We start from the raw sequence: 16457 nt of genomic DNA on the forward strand, positions 1-16457 counted from the left end.
TGCTGTTGCCTGTTGCTGTTCGCTCTGGCTTTTGATCTTGATCTCAGGCACACGAGCCTAAGCGAGTGCCGAGTGTTGGGCGAAGGCTTTTTGGTTACTTTTGTGCCTTTACAAAAGTGACACGCCGTAAGGGCGTAACCCTAAGTGGCCGTTACCGCAGAAACGGATATGTACTCAGTCAGATCCAAAAAAATAGTCGCCGGACAAGCAGCCATCGGGGGCAAGCCCCCTCCCACATTTAGGTCGCGGTGCATCAGGTCGATTAGCGGTGTCCTTTTTTGGGGCTGCTTCGCAGCCCAGCGCAGGGCAAGCCGGTTCACAGAGCAAGCCGGCTCAAAGGGCCATATTCACCTCATCGGTGCGGGATGCCCTGAATAGGTGCGTCAGCCGAGCACGCGAACGGGCGCTTGATTCGCCCACGCTTGAATATCCTCAATCATCTGCTGGTAGAACTGCCGGTAATTCTGCTCGCTCACATAGCCAACGTGGGGTGTGGCCAGCACATTCGGCAAGCGGCGGAATGGGTGATCGGCCGGTAATGGCTCATCGCTATAAACGTCCAGCGCAGCCCCCGCCAGCCGACCGCTCTGCAGCGCCCTGACCAGCGCCTGCTCATCCACAATCGGCCCGCGCGCGGTATTGATCAAGCGTGCGCTGGGTTTCATCCAGCCCAGGGCCTCGGCGTCCACCAGGCCGCGGCTGCGCTCGCTCAGCACCAGGTGGATGGTCAGGATGTCGGCCTGTTCGAACAACGCCTGCTTGCTGACCCAGGTCACGCCCACCGCCGCCGCACGTTCCGGCGTGAGGTTTTCACTCCAGGCAATCACGCGCATGCCGAACACTTGGGCGAACGCCGCGACCTTCTGGCCAATGCTGCCCAAGCCGAGGATGCCCAGGGTCTTGCCGTGCAGGTCGCCGCCCAACCCCACCTGCCAGTTGCCCGCTCTGAGCGAGTTGGCCTCGGCGAGCAGGTTGCGGGTGGACGCCATGATCAGTGCCCAGGTCAGTTCCGGAGCGGCATGTTTATAGCTGTCGGTGCCGCAGACCTGGATGCCCAGCGCCTTGGCGGCGGGAATATCGATGGCCGCATTACGCATGCCGCCGGTCACCAGCAGCTTGAGGTTGGGCAAGCCTTGCAGCAGCGCCTGGTCGAAGGTTGTGCGCTCGCGCATCACGCAAATCACCTCGAAGCCTTGCAATCGCTCGATCAGGGTGGCGGTATCCGCCGGGTAATCGTGCAGGAAGTGCACCTGGCCCAAAGGCGCCAGCACTGACCAGTCCACCACGCCACTGGCCACCTGTTGCCAATCATCAATCACTGCGATCTGTACCGACATTCACGCGTGCCTCGAATAAGGTTGGATTAAAGGGCGTTCAAACCCTGTAACAGCGCCGCATGGAATTTTTCCGGCTCTTCCATCTGCGGTGCATGCCCCAGGCCCGGGAATTCCACGAGGGTGGCATGCGGAATCAGCTTGGCCACTTGCTTGCCCAGAACGTTGTAGTCGCCGATCCTGGCCTTGACCGCCGGTGGCGCGATGTCTTTATTGATCGCCGTCGTGTCGGATGTGCCGATGAGCAGCAGGGTCGGCACTTGCAGGTTCTTGAACTCGTAGTACACCGGCTGGGTGAAGATCATGTCGTAAATCAACGCCGAGTTCCAGGCGACCTGTGTGTGCCCGGGGCCGTTGCTCAGGCCTGCATACATGTCCACCCAACGCTCGTACTCGGGCTTCCAGCGCCCGACGTAATAGGTGTTGAGCTGGTACTTGCGTATGCCCTCGGCACTGACGTTCAGTTCACGTTGATACCACTGGTCAACGCTTAGGGTCGGTACACCCAGGGCTTTCCAGTCTTCAAGGCCGATGGGGTTGACCATGGCCAGCTGTTCGGTCTGCTGCGGATACATCAGTGCGTAGCGGGTGGCGAGCATGCCGCCGGTGGAGTGGCCCAGCAGCGTGGCTTTCTGAACGCCGAGCTTTTCCAGCAGTTGATGAGTGTTGAGCGCCAACTGCTGGAAGCTGTATTGGTAATGCTCGGGTTTGCTGGCGGTGCAGAAGCCGATCTGGTCCGGCACGATCACTCGGTAACCGGCGTCGCTGAGCGCCTTGATCGAACCTTCCCAAGTGGCGCCGCAAAAGTTCTTGCCGTGCATCAGTACCACGCTGCGGCCGTTGGGTTTCCCGGTGGCCGGCACGTCCATGTAGCCCATCTGCAGGGATTGGCCCTGGGACTGGAAGGTGAAATGTTTGAGCGGGTAGGGGTATTGGAAGCCTTGCAGTTGTGGGCCGTAGGTGGCGGCGAGGACCGGGGCGGCGCTGGCCGTCAGCAGCCCGGCGAAACAAACACTGCGCAATAGTGGCATGGTTCGACGCTCCGAAAAGGGGGGACTCGGATGCTGTTGACAGAGGATTAACGGGGGATTAACACCCACTGCAAGGTCACGGCAGCGAGCGCGCCGTAGCGTACACCTTTGGCCAATGTCACCAGCAGCACAAACCGCCACAACGGCTCGCGCATCACGCCCGCCACCAGGGTCAGCGGGTCGCCGATGATCGGCAGCCAACTGAGCAGCAGCGTCCAGTGCCCCCAGCGCCGGTAATGATGACGGGATTTTTCAAGCTGTTTGTCGTTCACCGGAAACCAGCGCCGCGTCTTGAAGTGTTCGACCCAGCGCCCCAGCCACCAATTGACGACCGAACCCAGAACATTGCCCAGAGTGGCGATGCCCAGCAGCCACCACAGGCTGTAATGCCCACTGAGCAGCAGGCCGACCAGCACGGCTTCCGACTGCAGTGGCAGCAGTGTCGCTGCGCCGAAGGCCGCGATGAAAAGCCCCAGGTACCCCGTCAGCATCGATCAGTGCGCCGGGTATTGGGCCACCACCACATCCTGGCCATCGCGCGTCAGGCCGATGACTTGATAGGCATCGTCGGGACCGTCCACTTCCATGCCCGGCGAGCCCATGGGCATGCCGGGTGCGGCCAGGCCCAGCAGATCATCGCGCTTGCGCAACGCCAGCACCTGTTCGGCCGGTACGTGGCCTTCGATGAATTTGCCATCGATCACCGCCGTATGGCATGAACCCAGGCGCGGCGCCACGCCCAGACGTTGTTTGACCGCGCTCATGTCGGCTTCGACATGGTCGTTGACCTTGAAGCCGTTGCTTTGCAGATGGCTGATCCACTTTTTGCAGCAGCCACAGTTCGCGTCGCGGTGGACATCGATGGGGATCAGTTCGGCGGCCTGAGCCAGGGTGGTGGTGAACAATGCTGAAAGCAGGGCCAATCGCAATGGGGTTTTCATTGAGTCTTCATCCAATACCGGGCAGTAGGCCCGGCATTCTCCCTGCTTTTATGCGTGGGGCGCAGCGGTAATGTTTCAAATTGATGCGGAGGGTGAGTGTTCCAGGCGGTGTTTGAGCCGGTCCAGGGCAACGGTCGACAGTTGGATCATGCGCTCATGCAGGCTGGCCAATTGCAATTCGGTTTCGTAGGTCAGTACACGCTGGAACAGCGTGCCGTCGCGATGCGCTTGCAAGAAATAATGAATCGAGCCGTCGACGGCCAAAGACGTGAAGACGGTTTTGAACTCATCGGGACGCCGGGCGATCTGCACGCGATAGCTCATGGGCACGCGGATACCCAGCAGGTCGATCATTTCGGTAAAGCGCGCGCCGGCGGGGAGGGAGCCGCTGGTACCGGTATCGGCACCGAGGGAGGTGGGGTGCCATTCATGCCAGCGATCCGGTTGAGTTACATAGTCGTAGACAGCCTCGAGGGGGGCCTGGATATAGCGTTCCTGACTGATCCGCTGCAAGCGGACCGACTGCTCGACAGCGGGCATGGCACACCTCCTGTGTAGCGACTAGGAGCTGTGAGAATAGTCTGACTCCCGCGCATTGCACGGGAGTCTCCAGGCAATTTTCAGCGAACTTTGAAGCGGCTCATCAACGCAATCACCCGGCCGTTGGCATCCAGCAGGCTTTGCGTATTGGTTTCAGTGGCATGGCCGCTTTCAACCAGCTCTTCGACCATCTGTCGGATCTGCACCATGCTGCGGTTGATCTCTTCAGTCACTGCGCTTTGTTGTTCGGCGGCGGTGGCGATCTGAGTGCTGAGGTTGTTGATATGGCTCACCGAACCGGCCATTTCGTCCAGGCCGGTGTTCACCCGTGCCGTGGCATCCGCCGCCGACTGGCAGCTGGCCTGGGTGTTTTCCATGGCGGCCACCGAAGAACTCACGCCGGTGGTCAGGCGCGCCAGCATCTCGTTGATCTGGGAGGTACTGGCCTGGGTACGCGCCGCCAGGGCACGCACTTCGTCGGCGACCACCGCAAAGCCGCGACCCTGCTCGCCGGCGCGTGCCGCTTCAATCGCGGCGTTAAGCGCCAACAAGTTGGTCTGGCCGGCGATCGCGCCGATCACGCCCAGGGTCTCGGTGATGCGCGCGGCGTCCTGGCGCATGTTTTCCACAGTGTGAGTGGCGCTGGCGACTTCGCCGATCAAGGCGCTGACGCTGGTGGACGCTTCGCCTACCACCACGCGGGAACGGTCGGCATGTTCATTGGCGCGCTGGGTGAACGACGCCGTCTCGGCCGCATTTTGCGCAACGTTGTCGGCGGTGGAGCTCATCTCGGTGATGGCGGTGACGGTCTGGTCGGTTTCCGAGGCGTGGCGTACCAGGATCTGGTTGGTGTGCGCCGAGGTCCGCTGCAATTGCTCAAGCCCCGACGACATGGCGCCGGTGGCCTGGGTCACTTCACCGATCATGTCTTGCAGGTAGACGATAAAGCGGTTCACCGAATGCCGATCGCGCCCAACTCGTCCTCGGCGCGAATGGTGATGCGTCGCGTGAGGTCGGCATCGCCGGTAGACAGTGCGTCGATATTGGCTTTCAGGGTTTTCATACGCTGCACCAACTGGCGGATCGCATACGCGGCCAGCAGCACCAGCAGCAGCACCATGGGGACCTGCAACAGGGCCAGGCTGCCAAGCACGTCATCGCGCTGGGCGGTGATCAACGAAGTGGGCAGGGCGGTGGCAAGGAACCACGGCGTGCCTTCGATGGGACGCATGTAGAAGGTGCTGGCCACGCCGCCGTTATCGAATTCACTGCGTTGCAGGCCCTTGTCGCGATTGGTCAGGGCCTGGCTGACCTGGGCGGCAAACGCTGAAGTGGAGGTCAGTTCGCTGATGTTCTTCAACACCACCGGGCTGCTCAGGCGGGTACTGTTGCTGATGATCTTGCCGTCGCCTTCGACGATCAGCATCTGCCCGCCGATGTCTTTTTCCTTGGCGGCCACCAGGTCGTTGAAAAAGCCCAGGGTCACGTCGATGGTGGCCACGCCGTAGGCCGTGCCGTCACGCTGGATCGCCATGGCGCAGTTGGTACGCGGCTCCTGGCTGGCGTCGTCCTTGTAGGCCGCGGCCCAGGCGCATTGACCGCGCGGGGAAGCGAGGCCGCCCTTGTACCAGCTCTGGTCGTAGTAATTGGGCGCGGGGTCGCTGTTCCAGAAGGTGTTCACGGCCAGCTTGCCCGAGGCATCGCGGTGCCAGAAGGTGCTGTGTTTGTTGCGTCCCGGCGTACGCTGGTTGGGCAGCGGCCAGATACCGCCGCCGAAGACTTTCAGCTCGCCGTATTGATCGACCAGGCCAGGCAGGACCTTGTCGATGGCGTCACTGTCGAGCAACGGGATGGTTTGGGTGATGGTGCGTTGCTGGGCTTGAACCTTGTTCAGTTCGCCCTTGATCTGTTCGGCCACTTCGGCAATGCGGTTGAGGACCACCTGTTCTTCGGTGTGCCTGAGCGTGGGCGCGACCAACTGGCCGATACCGACAACAGTCAACACCAGCAGCACCAGGACGAACAGCACCAGAAACAGGGTATAGCGGGCTTGGATGGAGCGCAGTGGGGGCATGGGGCCGTCCTTACGAAGCGTTTATTGTCGACGCGGCTTTGTTAGAGCTTCGAAGGGCTATCGGCTTGGCGAGGAGGAGCTTTAGGTACGATGGTGCAGAAAAGACGGGGCGCCGACCGGCGGCGCTCCGACGGCGTTTCAGATGTCCAGCATGGCCATTACCTCCTCGGGGTAGCGCAAGCCTGCCGTTGCATTCGCGGGGAAAATCGCATCCAGCGCAGCCAACTCTGCAGGGCTGAGGATGATCGACGTGGCCGCCACGTTTTCTTCCAGGTACTTGCGCTGCTTGGTCCCGGGAATCGGCACGATGTAGTCACCTTGCGCCAACACCCAGGCCAGCGCCAGTTGCCCGGCCGTCACGCCTTTGCCGGCCGCGAGGGTTTGTACCTGCTTCACCAGTTCGAGGTTTTTCGCGAAATTCGCGCCCTGGAAACGTGGGCTGAGGCGGCGGTAGTCATCGGTGCCGAAGTCATCCGGGCTTTTCAACGCGCCGGTGAGAAACCCCCGGCCCAATGGGCTGTAGGGTACAAACGCGATACCCAGGCGCTGGCACGTCGCGAGGCAGCCGTTGTATTCCTGGTCACGGCTCCACAACGAATACTCGCTTTGCAGGGCGCTGATCGGGTGCACTTTGTGCGCGCGCTCCAGGGTGGCGGCCGAGGCTTCGCTCAGGCCCAGGTAACGTACTTTGCCCTGTCGCACCAGTTCGGCCATGGCGCCGACGGTTTCTTCGATGGCCACTTCAGGGTCGATGCGGTGTTGGTAGTACAAGTCCAGCGTGTCCACGCCAAGGCGTTGCAAGGTGCCGTTGATGGAGTCACGGATGTACTCGGGGCGGCCATTCACCCCGCGCAGCGCCGGGTTGGCCGGGTCGCGCACGATGCCGAACTTGCTCGCCAGGAACACCTGGTCGCGCTTGCCGGCAATGGCTTTACCGATCAGTTGTTCGTTGGTGTGCGGGCCGTACATGTCGGCGGTGTCGAGGAAGTTGACCCCCAACTCCAATGCGCGGTGCAGGGTGGCGGTGGCTTCAGTGGTGTCGCTGCCTGGCGTATAGAAATCGGTCATGCCCATGCAGCCGAGGCCGATGGCGGAAACAGATGGGCCGTTTTTACCGAGTTGACGAGTGTGCATGGTGTCGCTCCTTGTGAAGTAGGCGCCCATTGTCACGCTCGACAAAACCGGGATAAACAGGCTAAAACCGCTATCACTGTTCATGATTTCTAAATAATAAAGGGAGCAATCGACCTTGGACCGTTTCAATGCGATGCGCGTGTTCACCCGGATTGTCGAGCTGGGCGGGTTCGCCAAGGCGGCCGACAGCCTGCAACTGCCGCGTGCTTCGGTGACTGTCCTGATCAAACAATTAGAGGCGCACCTTGGCGTGCAGTTGTTGCAACGCACCACCCGCCAGGTCAATCCGACGTTGGATGGCGCGGCGTATTACCAGCGTTGCGTGCAGTTGCTGACGGACCTGGAAGAAACCGAAGCGGTGTTTTCCACCAGCCGGCGCAACCCACGAGGTACGCTGAGCATTGACATGCCGTCGGGCATCGGCCGTTTCCTGGTGATTCCCGCATTGCCGGCGTTCACTGCGCGTTACCCGCAGATCGAGTTGGAAATCGGCCTGAACGACCGTCCGGTCGACCTGATTCGTGAAGGGGTGGACTGCGTACTGCGCGGTGGCCTGGCGCTGGATGAATCACTGGTGGCGCGGCCATTGGCGATGATGGACCAACTGACCCTGGCCAGCCCCGACTACCTCGAGCGCATGGGCACGCCCGCCACGCTCGATGACCTGGCCGGGCACAGCATGGTGGAGTATGTCTCCACTGTCAGCGGCAAGCGTTTTGGCCTGGAGTTTCAGTTGGCCGGCGAGCTGCGCGCGGTCAACCTGGCGAAAAGGGTGGCGGTGAACAGCTCCGATGGTTATCTCGCCGCCTGCCAGGCCGGGTATGGGTTGATCCAGGCGCCGTACTATCACGCGATCCAGGAGCTGGCACAGGGCACCCTGGTGGAAGTACTGCCGCAACTGGCCGTGCCTAAGATGGCGCTGACCGCGCTGTACCCGCCGCACCGCCAGTTGTCACAGCGGGTGCGGGTGTTCGTCGATTGGCTGGTGGAGTTGTGCGCGCGGCCGGACAGTGGTTTGCAGCGTCAGGCCTGACAGGCACGCCTTCGGCGTTACGCTCAATCGCGATGTCGTAGGAGCCAAAGTGTTTTCCCGCCTGTAATATGCGGGCCGGCTACTTTCTTAAGGTTCAGGAACCCGTCATGACTCAAAAGCAACGCTTGAAATACTCGATTCTGATCTCCCTGGTGGTACTGGGCTCGATGTTCGGCCTGTCCTATCTGCAGAACACCGGGGTCATCAGCGAAAAGACCTTCCAGTACATCGCCATTGCGATTGCTGTCGTGGTGGTGGTGATCAACGGCATCATGCGCCGCAAGGTCAAGCCGACCCTCTGAATCAGGCGCGACCTTCGAGGACCTTGGCGGCCTCTTCATGGAGGCTGTAGCTTTTATCGGCATTGAGGGTGATCACGCCCTCGCTGCACAGGCGCTTGAGCACCTCGCGCACGCTGAGAAACGACAACGGGATGCCCAGCTCCAGCAGATGACTGTGCACCCCGCGCACCCCGAGGGTGCGCTGGTTGTCGGCAGCGGTGAGCAGGGCGTCGATGACCTTCAGCCGGATCAGGCTGGTGCGCAAACCAAAATACTTGAGCAAATGCCGAATGCGCTGGTTGCCCTGCTGCTCGGGCGACTGCTCAAGCGCGTGCGCGTCGCTGCCGAAATGGTTATCGGCGGCCGCTGAATGTCCTTCCTTGGGCACTGTCGGGTTGTACATGCAAAAACTCCTTATCAGAGCCTGATCAGGAAAATGATGGCGCTCTTATGAAATAAGACGAACGAGCGAGCGAAATCATGAAGCGCAGGATGTAGAAATTTTGTCGGTATCGGTTTTGTCACACAGGCGGACGATCAAGGAATAGCGCAGGCACGCAACCCCTTGATGCCACGGCGAAATATTTTTGAAATCAAGGGGTTGCAGGCAAAAGCAAATGAGTACATAATGGCGCCCATCGAACGCATTGAGGCATTAAAAACTTCAATGTATTCAATGAGTTAGAGTAGAGGCAGGGTTTTACCGCCCACTCAAGTTTTTATGCGGTGAATGTCAGCGGCAGGGGCATTGATCGTTTGAGGCCGAGTAGCAAAATGGTTATGCAGCGGATTGCAAATCCGCCTACGCCGGTTCGATTCCGACCTCGGCCTCCACTCTTGAAAACCCCGTAGATTAGCGTCTACGGGGTTTTTTATTGGCTGTGATTTGGTCATCGCTTCCGCAACTTTGCGGGCCGCGAAGCGACCCTCGCTCTTTGTTTACAAAGAGTGGGACTGCGGCGCAGTCCAACGGGAGCAAGCTCCCTCGCCACAGGTACAGTGTTCGTCGTTAACTGACTGACATCAGGGCAAGCCCGCTCCTAAAGTTGCGGGTTTGACTACAGCCGGGTGATGCGCTGGGACTTGGCCTCACCGGCGTACACTGCCAGTTTTTCCTGCTGCGCTGCCAGCAACGCACTTATCTTGATCAATGCCGCTGTCTCGCTGGGCGTCTTGCCATTGGCCGCAATGGCGCTCAGCTCAACCACCGCCCAACCGATGACCGCAGCGGCGTCTTCCAAATCGTAAAACAACTCCTGCTGCGCGGTTCTTGGGCCGTCAAGGCCCTGTATCAGCTTTTTCATTTACTGCTCCGCTTGGCGCTGATTCAGTTCAAGGCCCATGACAACCATCCCGATTTTCTCCAGGTCTGTACTGAACGGAAGCTCACCGATCGGGCGAAACCCAAACCCTTGGTAAAACCGTTGAGCATGTGAATTGCTCTTGAGCACGTCCAGCCACAAAAAGTGCTCGCCACGCTGCACCGCCTGGTCGCAGATAAACTGCAAAAGCTGCTTACCGTAGCCCCGTCCTGCGGCAGATTTGAGGAAGTAGATTTTTTGCAGCTCTGCGCCCGCTTCTTCGGTGATGGGTGCGGGTGTGGACCAGTTGACCTTGGAGAAACCAAGAGGTGTGCCATCTTCGTCTGAGGCGATAAGCCACGAATGACGGTCGGGCAGGTCAAGCGATCGGCTGAGCGAGTCGCTTGAGAAGTCCTGCGAGAGAAAGTCCTGCATGCCTGCGGGAGACCACAATGTCGAAAAATGCTCCCGGTAGGTCTCGCAGCCGACTGCGCGCAAGGTGTCGAGATCGGCTTGAGTCGCCGCACGAATGTTGATCATGTTTATCTCCGATTGATTCGCGCGATGCACTGATGTGTACCCACTACACCACAAACCCAACCAAGACGTTACCCGCGTTGAGCAATAGGCGAAAACGCGGCCGGCCCTGCACAATTGCCTGCCTTTTTTTGCCTGCGATAAATCCCGCACAAAGAAAAGCCCGCGTTGGGGAGCGCGGGCTAAAAGGGATGTTCACTAGGAGCTGTATTCACCCTAGGCGCTCATCTGTGAAAGGTTTGTGAAAGCCCCTCAACTATTTATCGAAGAAGTGTATGCCTTGATTCGACCCTGGCTGTATGGGCCATCGGGCGACATAACCTACTACTGTCGCAGGCATATCTAAGCGTTTGGGTGCGCCATCATGTTTATGTCCAGCAGTCTGCTCTCCGCCTTTGTGCTGTTCGCCTTCGTGTCTTCGATCACGCCAGGTCCCAATAACACCATGCTGCTGGCTTCGGGGGTGAACTTCGGGTTCCGCCGCTCGATGCCCCATGCGCTGGGGATCAGTATCGGGTTCATGCTGCTGGTGATTTCAGTCGGCCTGGGGCTGGGGGAAGTGTTCAAGGTGTTCCCTTGGGCCTATACGGTGTTGCGCTATGTCGGCGCGGCGTATTTGCTGTACCTGGCGTGGAAGATCGCCACGGCGGCGGGCATGTCCGACAGCAACGATGAGCACGCAAAACCCATGACCTTTCTGGGCGCGGCAGCGTTCCAGTGGGTGAACCCCAAGGCCTGGATCATGGCGTTGGGCGCCATCACCACTTACACCCCAGCCGAGGGGTATGTCACTAACGTGCTGGTGATCGCTCTGGTCTTTGCCGTGGTGAACCTGCCCAGTGTGTGCGTGTGGGCGGGCTGTGGCAGCGGCCTGCGCAATGTACTGCGCGAGCCGCGCTGGCTGAGGCTGTTCAATGGGGTGATGGCCGGTTTGCTGGTGTTGTCGCTGTATCCGATGTTGTTTGCCGGCTAAGCGCTAGACCGGCGAGATGGTCGCCAGCAGGCCGATGCCGATGGTCAGTACCAGAAAACCGAACAGGAAGAGTGCCATCTTGGTCATGTCGCCTCCGAGGGGAAGGGGAGTGGGAATGGGGTTATTGTCCGCCTCGATGGCATTTCAATACAGACGCAGGTAACAAAGAAAAAGCCGTATCAGATGGCCTCGCAACTGTTCTGCGGCGGGGCTTGGGCGTTTGTCTGTGCTTCAGGATCAGCGCCTGAGACAGCCGCCGCTTTTACCCCTAAGATGACGCCCACTGCATCAACAATAAGAGTGGGCCAACCCTCGATGGAAAGACGTCAATTCAGTGGCGGCATGAAAGGCAAAAACCTGCGCTACCTCAACGAAACCTCGCAGCCGACGTCGTGACCCGCGTCGGCTTCCTGTTGCTCGAACATTTCTCCCTGCCTGCGTTCACCCAGACCCTCGACACTCTGGTCACCGCCAACCTGCTGCGTCCCGAGCTGTTCGCTTCGCGCACCTTCGGCTGGGACGACGGTGAAGTGATCAGCGACCTGGGCCTGGTGATTCGCCCGGATGCGCGTCTGGATGCGGCCGCGCTGCAAGACTTGGAACTGCTGGTCATCTGCGGCGGTTTTCGTACCGAACTCAAGGCCAGCGATGGTTTCATCCACTTGCTGCATAACGCAGCCGAACAGGGTATCCACCTGGCCGGGCTGTGGAACGGTGCCTGGTTCCTCGGCCGCGCCGGCCTGCTGCAGGACTATCGCTGTGCGATTCACCCGGAACATCGCCCGGCGCTGGCCGAAGTGTCCAAGGCCACTCACGTCACCAGCGAACCTTACGTGATCGATCGCGACCGCCTGACCGCTTCAAGCCCATCCGGTGCGTTCCATATGGCGCTGGACTGGATCAAGAGCCTGCACGGCAAGGCCTTGGTCGAAGGCATTGAAGACATCCTCGCTTTCGAAGAGTCGCGCTACCGGCGCATCAAGCCCACCGAAAACGTCAGCGTCAGCGCGCCCCTGCGCGAAGTGGTGAAGCTGATGGATGCAAACCTCGAGGAGCCGCTGGAACTGGACCAACTGGCCGTCTACGCCGGACGCTCGCGCCGGCAGTTGGAGCGCTTGTTCAAGGAGCAACTGGGCACCACGCCGCAGCGTTACTACATGGAACTGCGCGTCACCGAAGCCCGTCGGTTGTTGCAACACACCGAGCTGTCACAGGTGGAAGTGCTGGTGGCGTGCGGGTTTGTGTCGCCGAGTCATTTCAGCAAGTGCTATAGCTCGTATTTCGGATATCGCCCCTCCAAAGAGAAGCGGTTGGTCAAGTAAGGGGCGCCTGACGAAAAGCTTGGTACAAAAATAGGGCTGTTGGCGGAATTTGCATCCGCCGCCGGAGCTCGACAGCTCCCACATCTGCATCAGCCGCTCAGCCGTCCCGCCTGTTCAAAAACGATCCAGTCGATAGCGCCCAGGCGCCGGTAAATCCGTGCCGGTCGACACCAGTTGCCCGATCCACTCCGCCGTCACCGCCGCCTGCGTCAACCCCAGGTGCTGATGCCCGAACGCAAGCAGCACCTTTCCCTCACACACCCGATCAATCACCGGCAGCGAATCCGGCAGCGAGGGTCTGAAACCCATCCACGGCGTGGCGCCTTGCGAGTTCAGGTCTTCACCAAACAACCCCTTGCTCAACCGATGCAACTGCCAGGCGCGGGCCATGTTCGCCGGGCGGTCAAGGCCGGCGAATTCCACGGTGCCGGCCAGGCGCAGGCCGCCGGTCATGGGGGTCATGATGAACTTGCGTTCAAACGAGGTGACGGCAAACGGCAGGCGCTGATGTTCATGGGGCAGCATCAGGTGGTAACCGCGTTCGGTGTCCAGCGGGACCTTTTTACCGGTCAGGGCCGCCGTGAGCCTGGCTGAATGGGCGCCGCAGGCGATCAGCACCTGGCGCGCGGCGAGCTGGCCCTGGTCGGTGCTCAATACCACGCCCTCAGCGTCAACCCGTGCATCGCGCACCTGGCGCGTGAGGAATTGCACACCGCTGGCCTTGGCCGCCTCCACCAGTTCGCAGAGCGTCCGGTAAGGATCGAGAAAGTGACCCGTCGCCGGGAAAAACAGCCCGCCCTGGATCTGTTCGCTCAACTGCGGCGCGGCCTTGCGCACGGCTTCGGCGGACCAGAAATCCACCGGCACACGCTGTTGCCGCATGCGCTGTTGCAGGGCCTCCAGGGCGGGGCGCGAGTCCGCTCGCTCGAACACCAGCAGCGAGCCGTCTTCGCGCAGCAGCCCCGGCCGATCAATGCTGGTCAACAAGCGCCGCCAGGCGCCGAGGCTATCTTCATTGAGCGCGCGAATACCCGCGACGGTGCGTTGGTAGCGGGCCGGGCGCAGGTTCAGCAACAGGCGCACAAACCAGGGCAGGGCACGGGGCAGGTATTTCCAGTCCAGGCGCAGCGGGCCCATGGGGTCCAATAGCATGGCGGGCAAGCGCTTGAGGATCGACAGGTCGGCGATGGGAAACACCTGTTCGGTCGCCAGATGCCCGGCGTTGCCATAGGAAGCTCCCATTCCCGGTTCCTGCTGGTCGAGCACCACGACGTGTCGGCCCTGGCACGCCAGCTGCAAGGCGCAGGCGACGCCGATAATACCGGCGCCGACCACGACGAAATCTTCGGCCATGGCCTATGCCTCCCTCTGGCCGTCGAGCAAGCGCCGCAGCAACAACGGGTTGCCGTGCTGGAGCGCCTCGGGCAACAACGCATCCGGAAAGTCCTGGTAGCACACCGGACGCAGGAAGCGCTGGATGGCGGCCGTGCCCACCGAGGTGCTGCGTGAGTCGGACGTGGCGGGGTAGGGCCCGCCATGGACCATGGCGTCACACACTTCCACCCCGGTCGGCCAGCCGTTCACGAGCAGGCGGCCGGCCTGGCGTTCAAGTACGGGCAACAGCGCTCTGGCGCTGGCCACGTCGTCCGCATCCAGATGCAGGGTCGCGGTGAGCTGGCCTTCCAGGTGCTCGGATACCTGGCGCACTTCGTCGGCATCCGCGCACTGCACAATCAACGAGGCCGCACCGAACACTTCGGCCTGCAACTGCTCATTGCCCAGAAACGCGCTGGCCTGGGTCACGAACAGATGCGCCTGGCCCTGGTTGGGGCCGTCGGCCGCCAAGCCTTTCGCGGCGAGGTGGGCGTGTTCGCTCAATGCGCTGATACCCGCGGCATAGGCACTGAAAATGCCAGGGGTGAGCATGGTTTGCGCGGCGCAGTGCGGCAGTTGTTCGCGGGCGGCACTGATGAAGCGATCCAGGCCGCGCCCTTGAATGGCAATTACCAATCCGGGGTTGGTGCAGAACTGGCCCGCGCCTTGGGTCAATGACGTCATAAACCCTTGAGCGAGCGCTTCAGCCCGCGCCTCCAACGCTGCGGGAAACAGGTACACCGGGTTGATCGAGCTCATCTCCGCATACACCGGGATCGGTTCCGGCCGCGCTTGCGCCGCCTGGGTCAGCGCGATGCCGCCTCTGCGCGAGCCGGTAAAACCCACGGCCTTGATGCGTGGATCGCTGACCAGTGCCACACCGAGTGCGTAGCCGCTGTCGTAGAGCAGTGAAAACACCCCGTCCGGCAAGCCGCAGGCCTTGACCGCCAGCGCCACGGCCCGGCCGACCAGCTCACTGGTACCTGGGTGAGCGCCATGGGCCTTGACGATGACCGGGCAACCGGCGGCCAGCGCCGAGGCGGTATCGCCGCCGGCCACGGAAAACGCCAGCGGGAAGTTGCTGGCCCCAAACACCGCCACCGGCCCCAGCGCGATATGGCGCTGACGCAGATCCCCACGGGGCAGCGGCTGGCGCTCGGGCTGGGCGCTGTCGACGCGAACATCCAGCCATTCCCCGGCGCGGACGGTACGTGCAAAGGTACGCAATTGCCCGCAGGTCCGCCCGCGTTCGCCCTGGATACGTGGGCGTGGCAGGCCGGTTTCGGCGACGGCGCGCTCGATCAACTCATCGCCCAGGGCCTCGATCTGCGTGGCGATGGTCTCAAGAAACGTGGCGCGCGCCTCCAGCGAGGTTTCGCGGTAGCTATCAAACGCCGCCCACGCCAAGGCGCAGGCCTGTTCGACATGCTCGGCGCCGCCACCGGCGTAGGCCGGTTCCAGGGGCTCGCCGGTGGTGGGGTTGATGGCTCGGATCGCTTCGCGATTGCCGCAGAGGGAGTGCTGACCGATCAGCATCGTGCCCGTCAAAGTCATGGGGTCGTCCTGAAAAAAGAGGGTTGGCCGCTGTGAACCGCACAGCGGCGCTTAAACAGTCAGTCGACGTTCTGCTCGGCCGACCAGTTGGCGTACCACTGGCGGAACAGCGCGTACTGGGTCTCGGCATACCGGCGCTGGGCGTCGCTGAGCACGTCGGTTTCATTGAAGTGCAGGTCATAGCCTTTGTCGCCGTTGAGCACCATCAAGTGCTTGTAATACAGCACCAGGTCGCAGCCTTCATCGAATGACGACAGCACCGCCAGCGCAGCCTCCAGCTCCCGCGCCTGGCGCCGGGCCTTGGCATCGCCCTTGGCCGCCTGTTTGCTCAGGGCCACCAGTTGCAGCACTTCGCGTGGCAACGCATTGCCGATGCCGGTGATGGCGCCGGTGGCGTTGCAGTTGACGAAGCCATGCACCACCTGAGTGTCGACGCCGACCATCAGGGTCACGTTATCGTCCTGGGAGGTGATGTGTTCGGCGGCGTAGCGCAGGTCGGGACCACCGCCGAACTCCTTGAAGCCGATCAGGTTCGAGTGTTCGCGGCGCAGTTCGAAGAACAGATCGGCGCGGGTGGCGAAGCCGTAGTACGGGCTGTTGTAGATCACGGCCGGCAGGTCAGGGGCGGCCTTGAGGATCGCCGAGAAGTGCGCCTTTTGCGCGGTCGCCGAAGCCCCCCGGGACAGCACGCGTGGAATCACCATCAGGCCGTGGGCACCAACCTTGGCCGCATGGGCTGCATGGGCCACCGCTTCGCGGCTGTTCACCGCACCGGTACCGACGATGGTCGGCACGCCGGCCGCCACCAGGCGCGCCACGCCTTCCTGGCGCTCGGCCTCGCTGAGCAACGGCCAGTCGCCCATGGAGCCGCAATACACCACGGCGCTCATGCCGATATCGATCAACTCGCGGCCCTTGGCGACCAGTGCATCGAAGTCCGGCTTGCGCGCGGCGGTGCAAGGGGTCATCAGCGCGGGGATGCAACCGGTGAAGATGTTGTCGCTCATGGTTCTAACTCCGTTCAATCA

17 protein-coding genes, 1 tRNA gene and 1 pseudogene are annotated in these 16457 nt (G+C 61.5%); 5 read left to right on the top strand and 14 right to left on the bottom strand.

Features of this window, described 5'->3' with window-relative positions; all coding sequences use genetic code 11:
* Nucleotides 1-383 precede the first annotated feature (383 nt).
* The 8 genes from JWR98_RS24385 to JWR98_RS24415 all read right to left on the bottom strand — a co-directional run bounded on the left by JWR98_RS24385 (nucleotide 384) and on the right by JWR98_RS24415 (nucleotide 7054).
* On the bottom strand, nucleotides 384-1337 hold the full coding sequence (locus JWR98_RS24385) for a D-2-hydroxyacid dehydrogenase family protein (protein ID WP_205491429.1): 954 nt from the start codon (nucleotides 1335-1337) through the stop codon (nucleotides 384-386).
* 26 nt (nucleotides 1338-1363) lie between these two features.
* On the bottom strand, nucleotides 1364-2365 hold the full coding sequence (locus JWR98_RS24390) for an alpha/beta fold hydrolase (protein WP_205491431.1): 1002 nt from the start codon (nucleotides 2363-2365) through the stop codon (nucleotides 1364-1366).
* A 47-nt stretch (nucleotides 2366-2412) separates the two neighbouring features.
* Complete coding sequence (locus JWR98_RS24395; RefSeq protein ID WP_078733354.1) at nucleotides 2413-2856, bottom strand: YqaA family protein; 444 nt, start codon at nucleotides 2854-2856, stop codon at nucleotides 2413-2415.
* Between the two features lie 3 nt (nucleotides 2857-2859).
* Nucleotides 2860-3306 carry a DUF411 domain-containing protein gene (locus JWR98_RS24400; protein ID WP_205491433.1) on the bottom strand — a complete coding sequence of 149 codons (447 nt, stop codon included), beginning with the start codon at nucleotides 3304-3306 and terminating at the stop codon, nucleotides 2860-2862.
* A 75-nt stretch (nucleotides 3307-3381) separates the two neighbouring features.
* Entirely contained in the window at nucleotides 3382-3846 is a 465-nt protein-coding gene (locus JWR98_RS24405) for an SRPBCC family protein (RefSeq protein WP_078733352.1), read from the bottom strand.
* Nucleotides 3847-3926: 80 nt separating this feature from the next.
* Complete coding sequence (locus tag JWR98_RS30305; protein ID WP_425273215.1) at nucleotides 3927-4772, bottom strand: methyl-accepting chemotaxis protein; 846 nt, start codon at nucleotides 4770-4772, stop codon at nucleotides 3927-3929.
* Nucleotides 4773-4798: 26 nt separating this feature from the next.
* Complete coding sequence (locus JWR98_RS30310) at nucleotides 4799-5920, bottom strand: cache domain-containing protein (protein ID WP_425273214.1); 1122 nt, start codon at nucleotides 5918-5920, stop codon at nucleotides 4799-4801.
* A gap of 138 nt (nucleotides 5921-6058) precedes the next feature.
* Nucleotides 6059-7054 (bottom strand): aldo/keto reductase, encoded by a 996-nt coding sequence (locus tag JWR98_RS24415; protein WP_205491435.1) that lies wholly within the window; start codon nucleotides 7052-7054, stop codon nucleotides 6059-6061.
* A gap of 115 nt (nucleotides 7055-7169) precedes the next feature.
* On the opposite strand from JWR98_RS24415, the gene JWR98_RS24420 reads away from it, so the two are divergent.
* The gene (locus tag JWR98_RS24420) at nucleotides 7170-8087 is read left to right on the top strand and encodes a LysR family transcriptional regulator (RefSeq protein WP_078733349.1); all 918 of its coding nucleotides are present in this window, start codon (nucleotides 7170-7172) and stop codon (nucleotides 8085-8087) included.
* Nucleotides 8088-8194: 107 nt separating this feature from the next.
* Complete coding sequence (locus JWR98_RS24425; protein WP_003174173.1) at nucleotides 8195-8389, top strand: hypothetical protein; 195 nt, start codon at nucleotides 8195-8197, stop codon at nucleotides 8387-8389.
* Between the two features lies 1 nt (nucleotide 8390).
* Here JWR98_RS24425 and JWR98_RS24430 read toward each other — a convergent pair whose 3' ends face one another.
* A complete protein-coding gene (locus JWR98_RS24430) occupies nucleotides 8391-8771 on the bottom strand; it encodes a fe2+ zn2+ uptake regulation protein (protein ID WP_078733348.1) in 381 nt (126 codons plus the stop codon).
* Between the two features lie 357 nt (nucleotides 8772-9128).
* Here JWR98_RS24430 and JWR98_RS24435 point away from each other — a divergent pair.
* Nucleotides 9129-9202, top strand: a tRNA-Cys gene (locus tag JWR98_RS24435).
* Nucleotides 9203-9426: 224 nt separating this feature from the next.
* Here the strand turns inward: JWR98_RS24435 and JWR98_RS24440 are convergent.
* Both JWR98_RS24440 and JWR98_RS24445 read right to left on the bottom strand, forming a co-directional pair.
* Nucleotides 9427-9672, bottom strand: coding sequence for a hypothetical protein (locus JWR98_RS24440; protein ID WP_078733347.1), 246 nt, complete (start codon nucleotides 9670-9672; stop codon nucleotides 9427-9429).
* The gene (locus JWR98_RS24445) at nucleotides 9673-10209 is read right to left on the bottom strand and encodes a GNAT family N-acetyltransferase (RefSeq protein WP_205491437.1); all 537 of its coding nucleotides are present in this window, start codon (nucleotides 10207-10209) and stop codon (nucleotides 9673-9675) included.
* 361 nt (nucleotides 10210-10570) lie between these two features.
* On the opposite strand from JWR98_RS24445, the gene JWR98_RS24450 reads away from it, so the two are divergent.
* Nucleotides 10571-11179, top strand: coding sequence for a LysE family translocator (locus JWR98_RS24450; protein ID WP_003174168.1), 609 nt, complete (start codon nucleotides 10571-10573; stop codon nucleotides 11177-11179).
* Nucleotides 11180-11521: 342 nt separating this feature from the next.
* Nucleotides 11522-12501, top strand: a pseudogene (locus tag JWR98_RS24455) (GlxA family transcriptional regulator).
* 114 nt (nucleotides 12502-12615) lie between these two features.
* Here the strand turns inward: JWR98_RS24455 and JWR98_RS24460 are convergent.
* Genes JWR98_RS24460 through JWR98_RS24470 form a run of 3 tightly spaced genes read right to left on the bottom strand, consistent with a single transcriptional unit; the run spans nucleotide 12616 to nucleotide 16436 of the window.
* On the bottom strand, nucleotides 12616-13854 hold the full coding sequence (locus JWR98_RS24460; RefSeq protein WP_078733343.1) for an NAD(P)/FAD-dependent oxidoreductase: 1239 nt from the start codon (nucleotides 13852-13854) through the stop codon (nucleotides 12616-12618).
* 3 nt (nucleotides 13855-13857) lie between these two features.
* The gene (locus JWR98_RS24465; RefSeq protein ID WP_205491439.1) at nucleotides 13858-15429 is read right to left on the bottom strand and encodes an aldehyde dehydrogenase (NADP(+)); all 1572 of its coding nucleotides are present in this window, start codon (nucleotides 15427-15429) and stop codon (nucleotides 13858-13860) included.
* Nucleotides 15430-15488: 59 nt separating this feature from the next.
* Nucleotides 15489-16436, bottom strand: a complete 948-nt coding sequence (locus tag JWR98_RS24470; RefSeq protein ID WP_205491441.1) for a dihydrodipicolinate synthase family protein — start codon at nucleotides 16434-16436, stop codon at nucleotides 15489-15491.
* Nucleotides 16437-16457: the final 21 nt, after the last annotated feature.

Source organism: Pseudomonas lactucae, assembly GCF_016937615.1.
GTDB lineage: Bacteria > Pseudomonadota > Gammaproteobacteria > Pseudomonadales > Pseudomonadaceae > Aquipseudomonas > Aquipseudomonas lactucae.

Coding starts and splice junctions, on each gene's coding strand:
- JWR98_RS24445 (WP_205491437.1), bottom strand. CDS start 10,209: ATGATCAACATTCGTGCGGCGACTCAAGCCGATCTCGACACCTTGCGC.
- JWR98_RS24415 (WP_205491435.1), bottom strand. CDS start 7,054: ATGCACACTCGTCAACTCGGTAAAAACGGCCCATCTGTTTCCGCCATC.
- JWR98_RS24450 (WP_003174168.1), top strand. CDS start 10,571: ATGTTTATGTCCAGCAGTCTGCTCTCCGCCTTTGTGCTGTTCGCCTTC.
- JWR98_RS24465 (WP_205491439.1), bottom strand. CDS start 15,429: ATGACTTTGACGGGCACGATGCTGATCGGTCAGCACTCCCTCTGCGGC.
- JWR98_RS24400 (WP_205491433.1), bottom strand. CDS start 3,306: ATGAAAACCCCATTGCGATTGGCCCTGCTTTCAGCATTGTTCACCACC.
- JWR98_RS30310 (WP_425273214.1), bottom strand. CDS start 5,920: ATGCCCCCACTGCGCTCCATCCAAGCCCGCTATACCCTGTTTCTGGTG.
- JWR98_RS24390 (WP_205491431.1), bottom strand. CDS start 2,365: ATGCCACTATTGCGCAGTGTTTGTTTCGCCGGGCTGCTGACGGCCAGC.
- JWR98_RS24395 (WP_078733354.1), bottom strand. CDS start 2,856: ATGCTGACGGGGTACCTGGGGCTTTTCATCGCGGCCTTCGGCGCAGCG.
- JWR98_RS24470 (WP_205491441.1), bottom strand. CDS start 16,436: ATGAGCGACAACATCTTCACCGGTTGCATCCCCGCGCTGATGACCCCT.
- JWR98_RS24385 (WP_205491429.1), bottom strand. CDS start 1,337: ATGTCGGTACAGATCGCAGTGATTGATGATTGGCAACAGGTGGCCAGT.
- JWR98_RS24425 (WP_003174173.1), top strand. CDS start 8,195: ATGACTCAAAAGCAACGCTTGAAATACTCGATTCTGATCTCCCTGGTG.
- JWR98_RS24440 (WP_078733347.1), bottom strand. CDS start 9,672: ATGAAAAAGCTGATACAGGGCCTTGACGGCCCAAGAACCGCGCAGCAG.
- JWR98_RS24405 (WP_078733352.1), bottom strand. CDS start 3,846: ATGCCCGCTGTCGAGCAGTCGGTCCGCTTGCAGCGGATCAGTCAGGAA.
- JWR98_RS30305 (WP_425273215.1), bottom strand. CDS start 4,772: ATGATCGGTGAAGTGACCCAGGCCACCGGCGCCATGTCGTCGGGGCTT.
- JWR98_RS24430 (WP_078733348.1), bottom strand. CDS start 8,771: ATGTACAACCCGACAGTGCCCAAGGAAGGACATTCAGCGGCCGCCGAT.
- JWR98_RS24460 (WP_078733343.1), bottom strand. CDS start 13,854: ATGGCCGAAGATTTCGTCGTGGTCGGCGCCGGTATTATCGGCGTCGCC.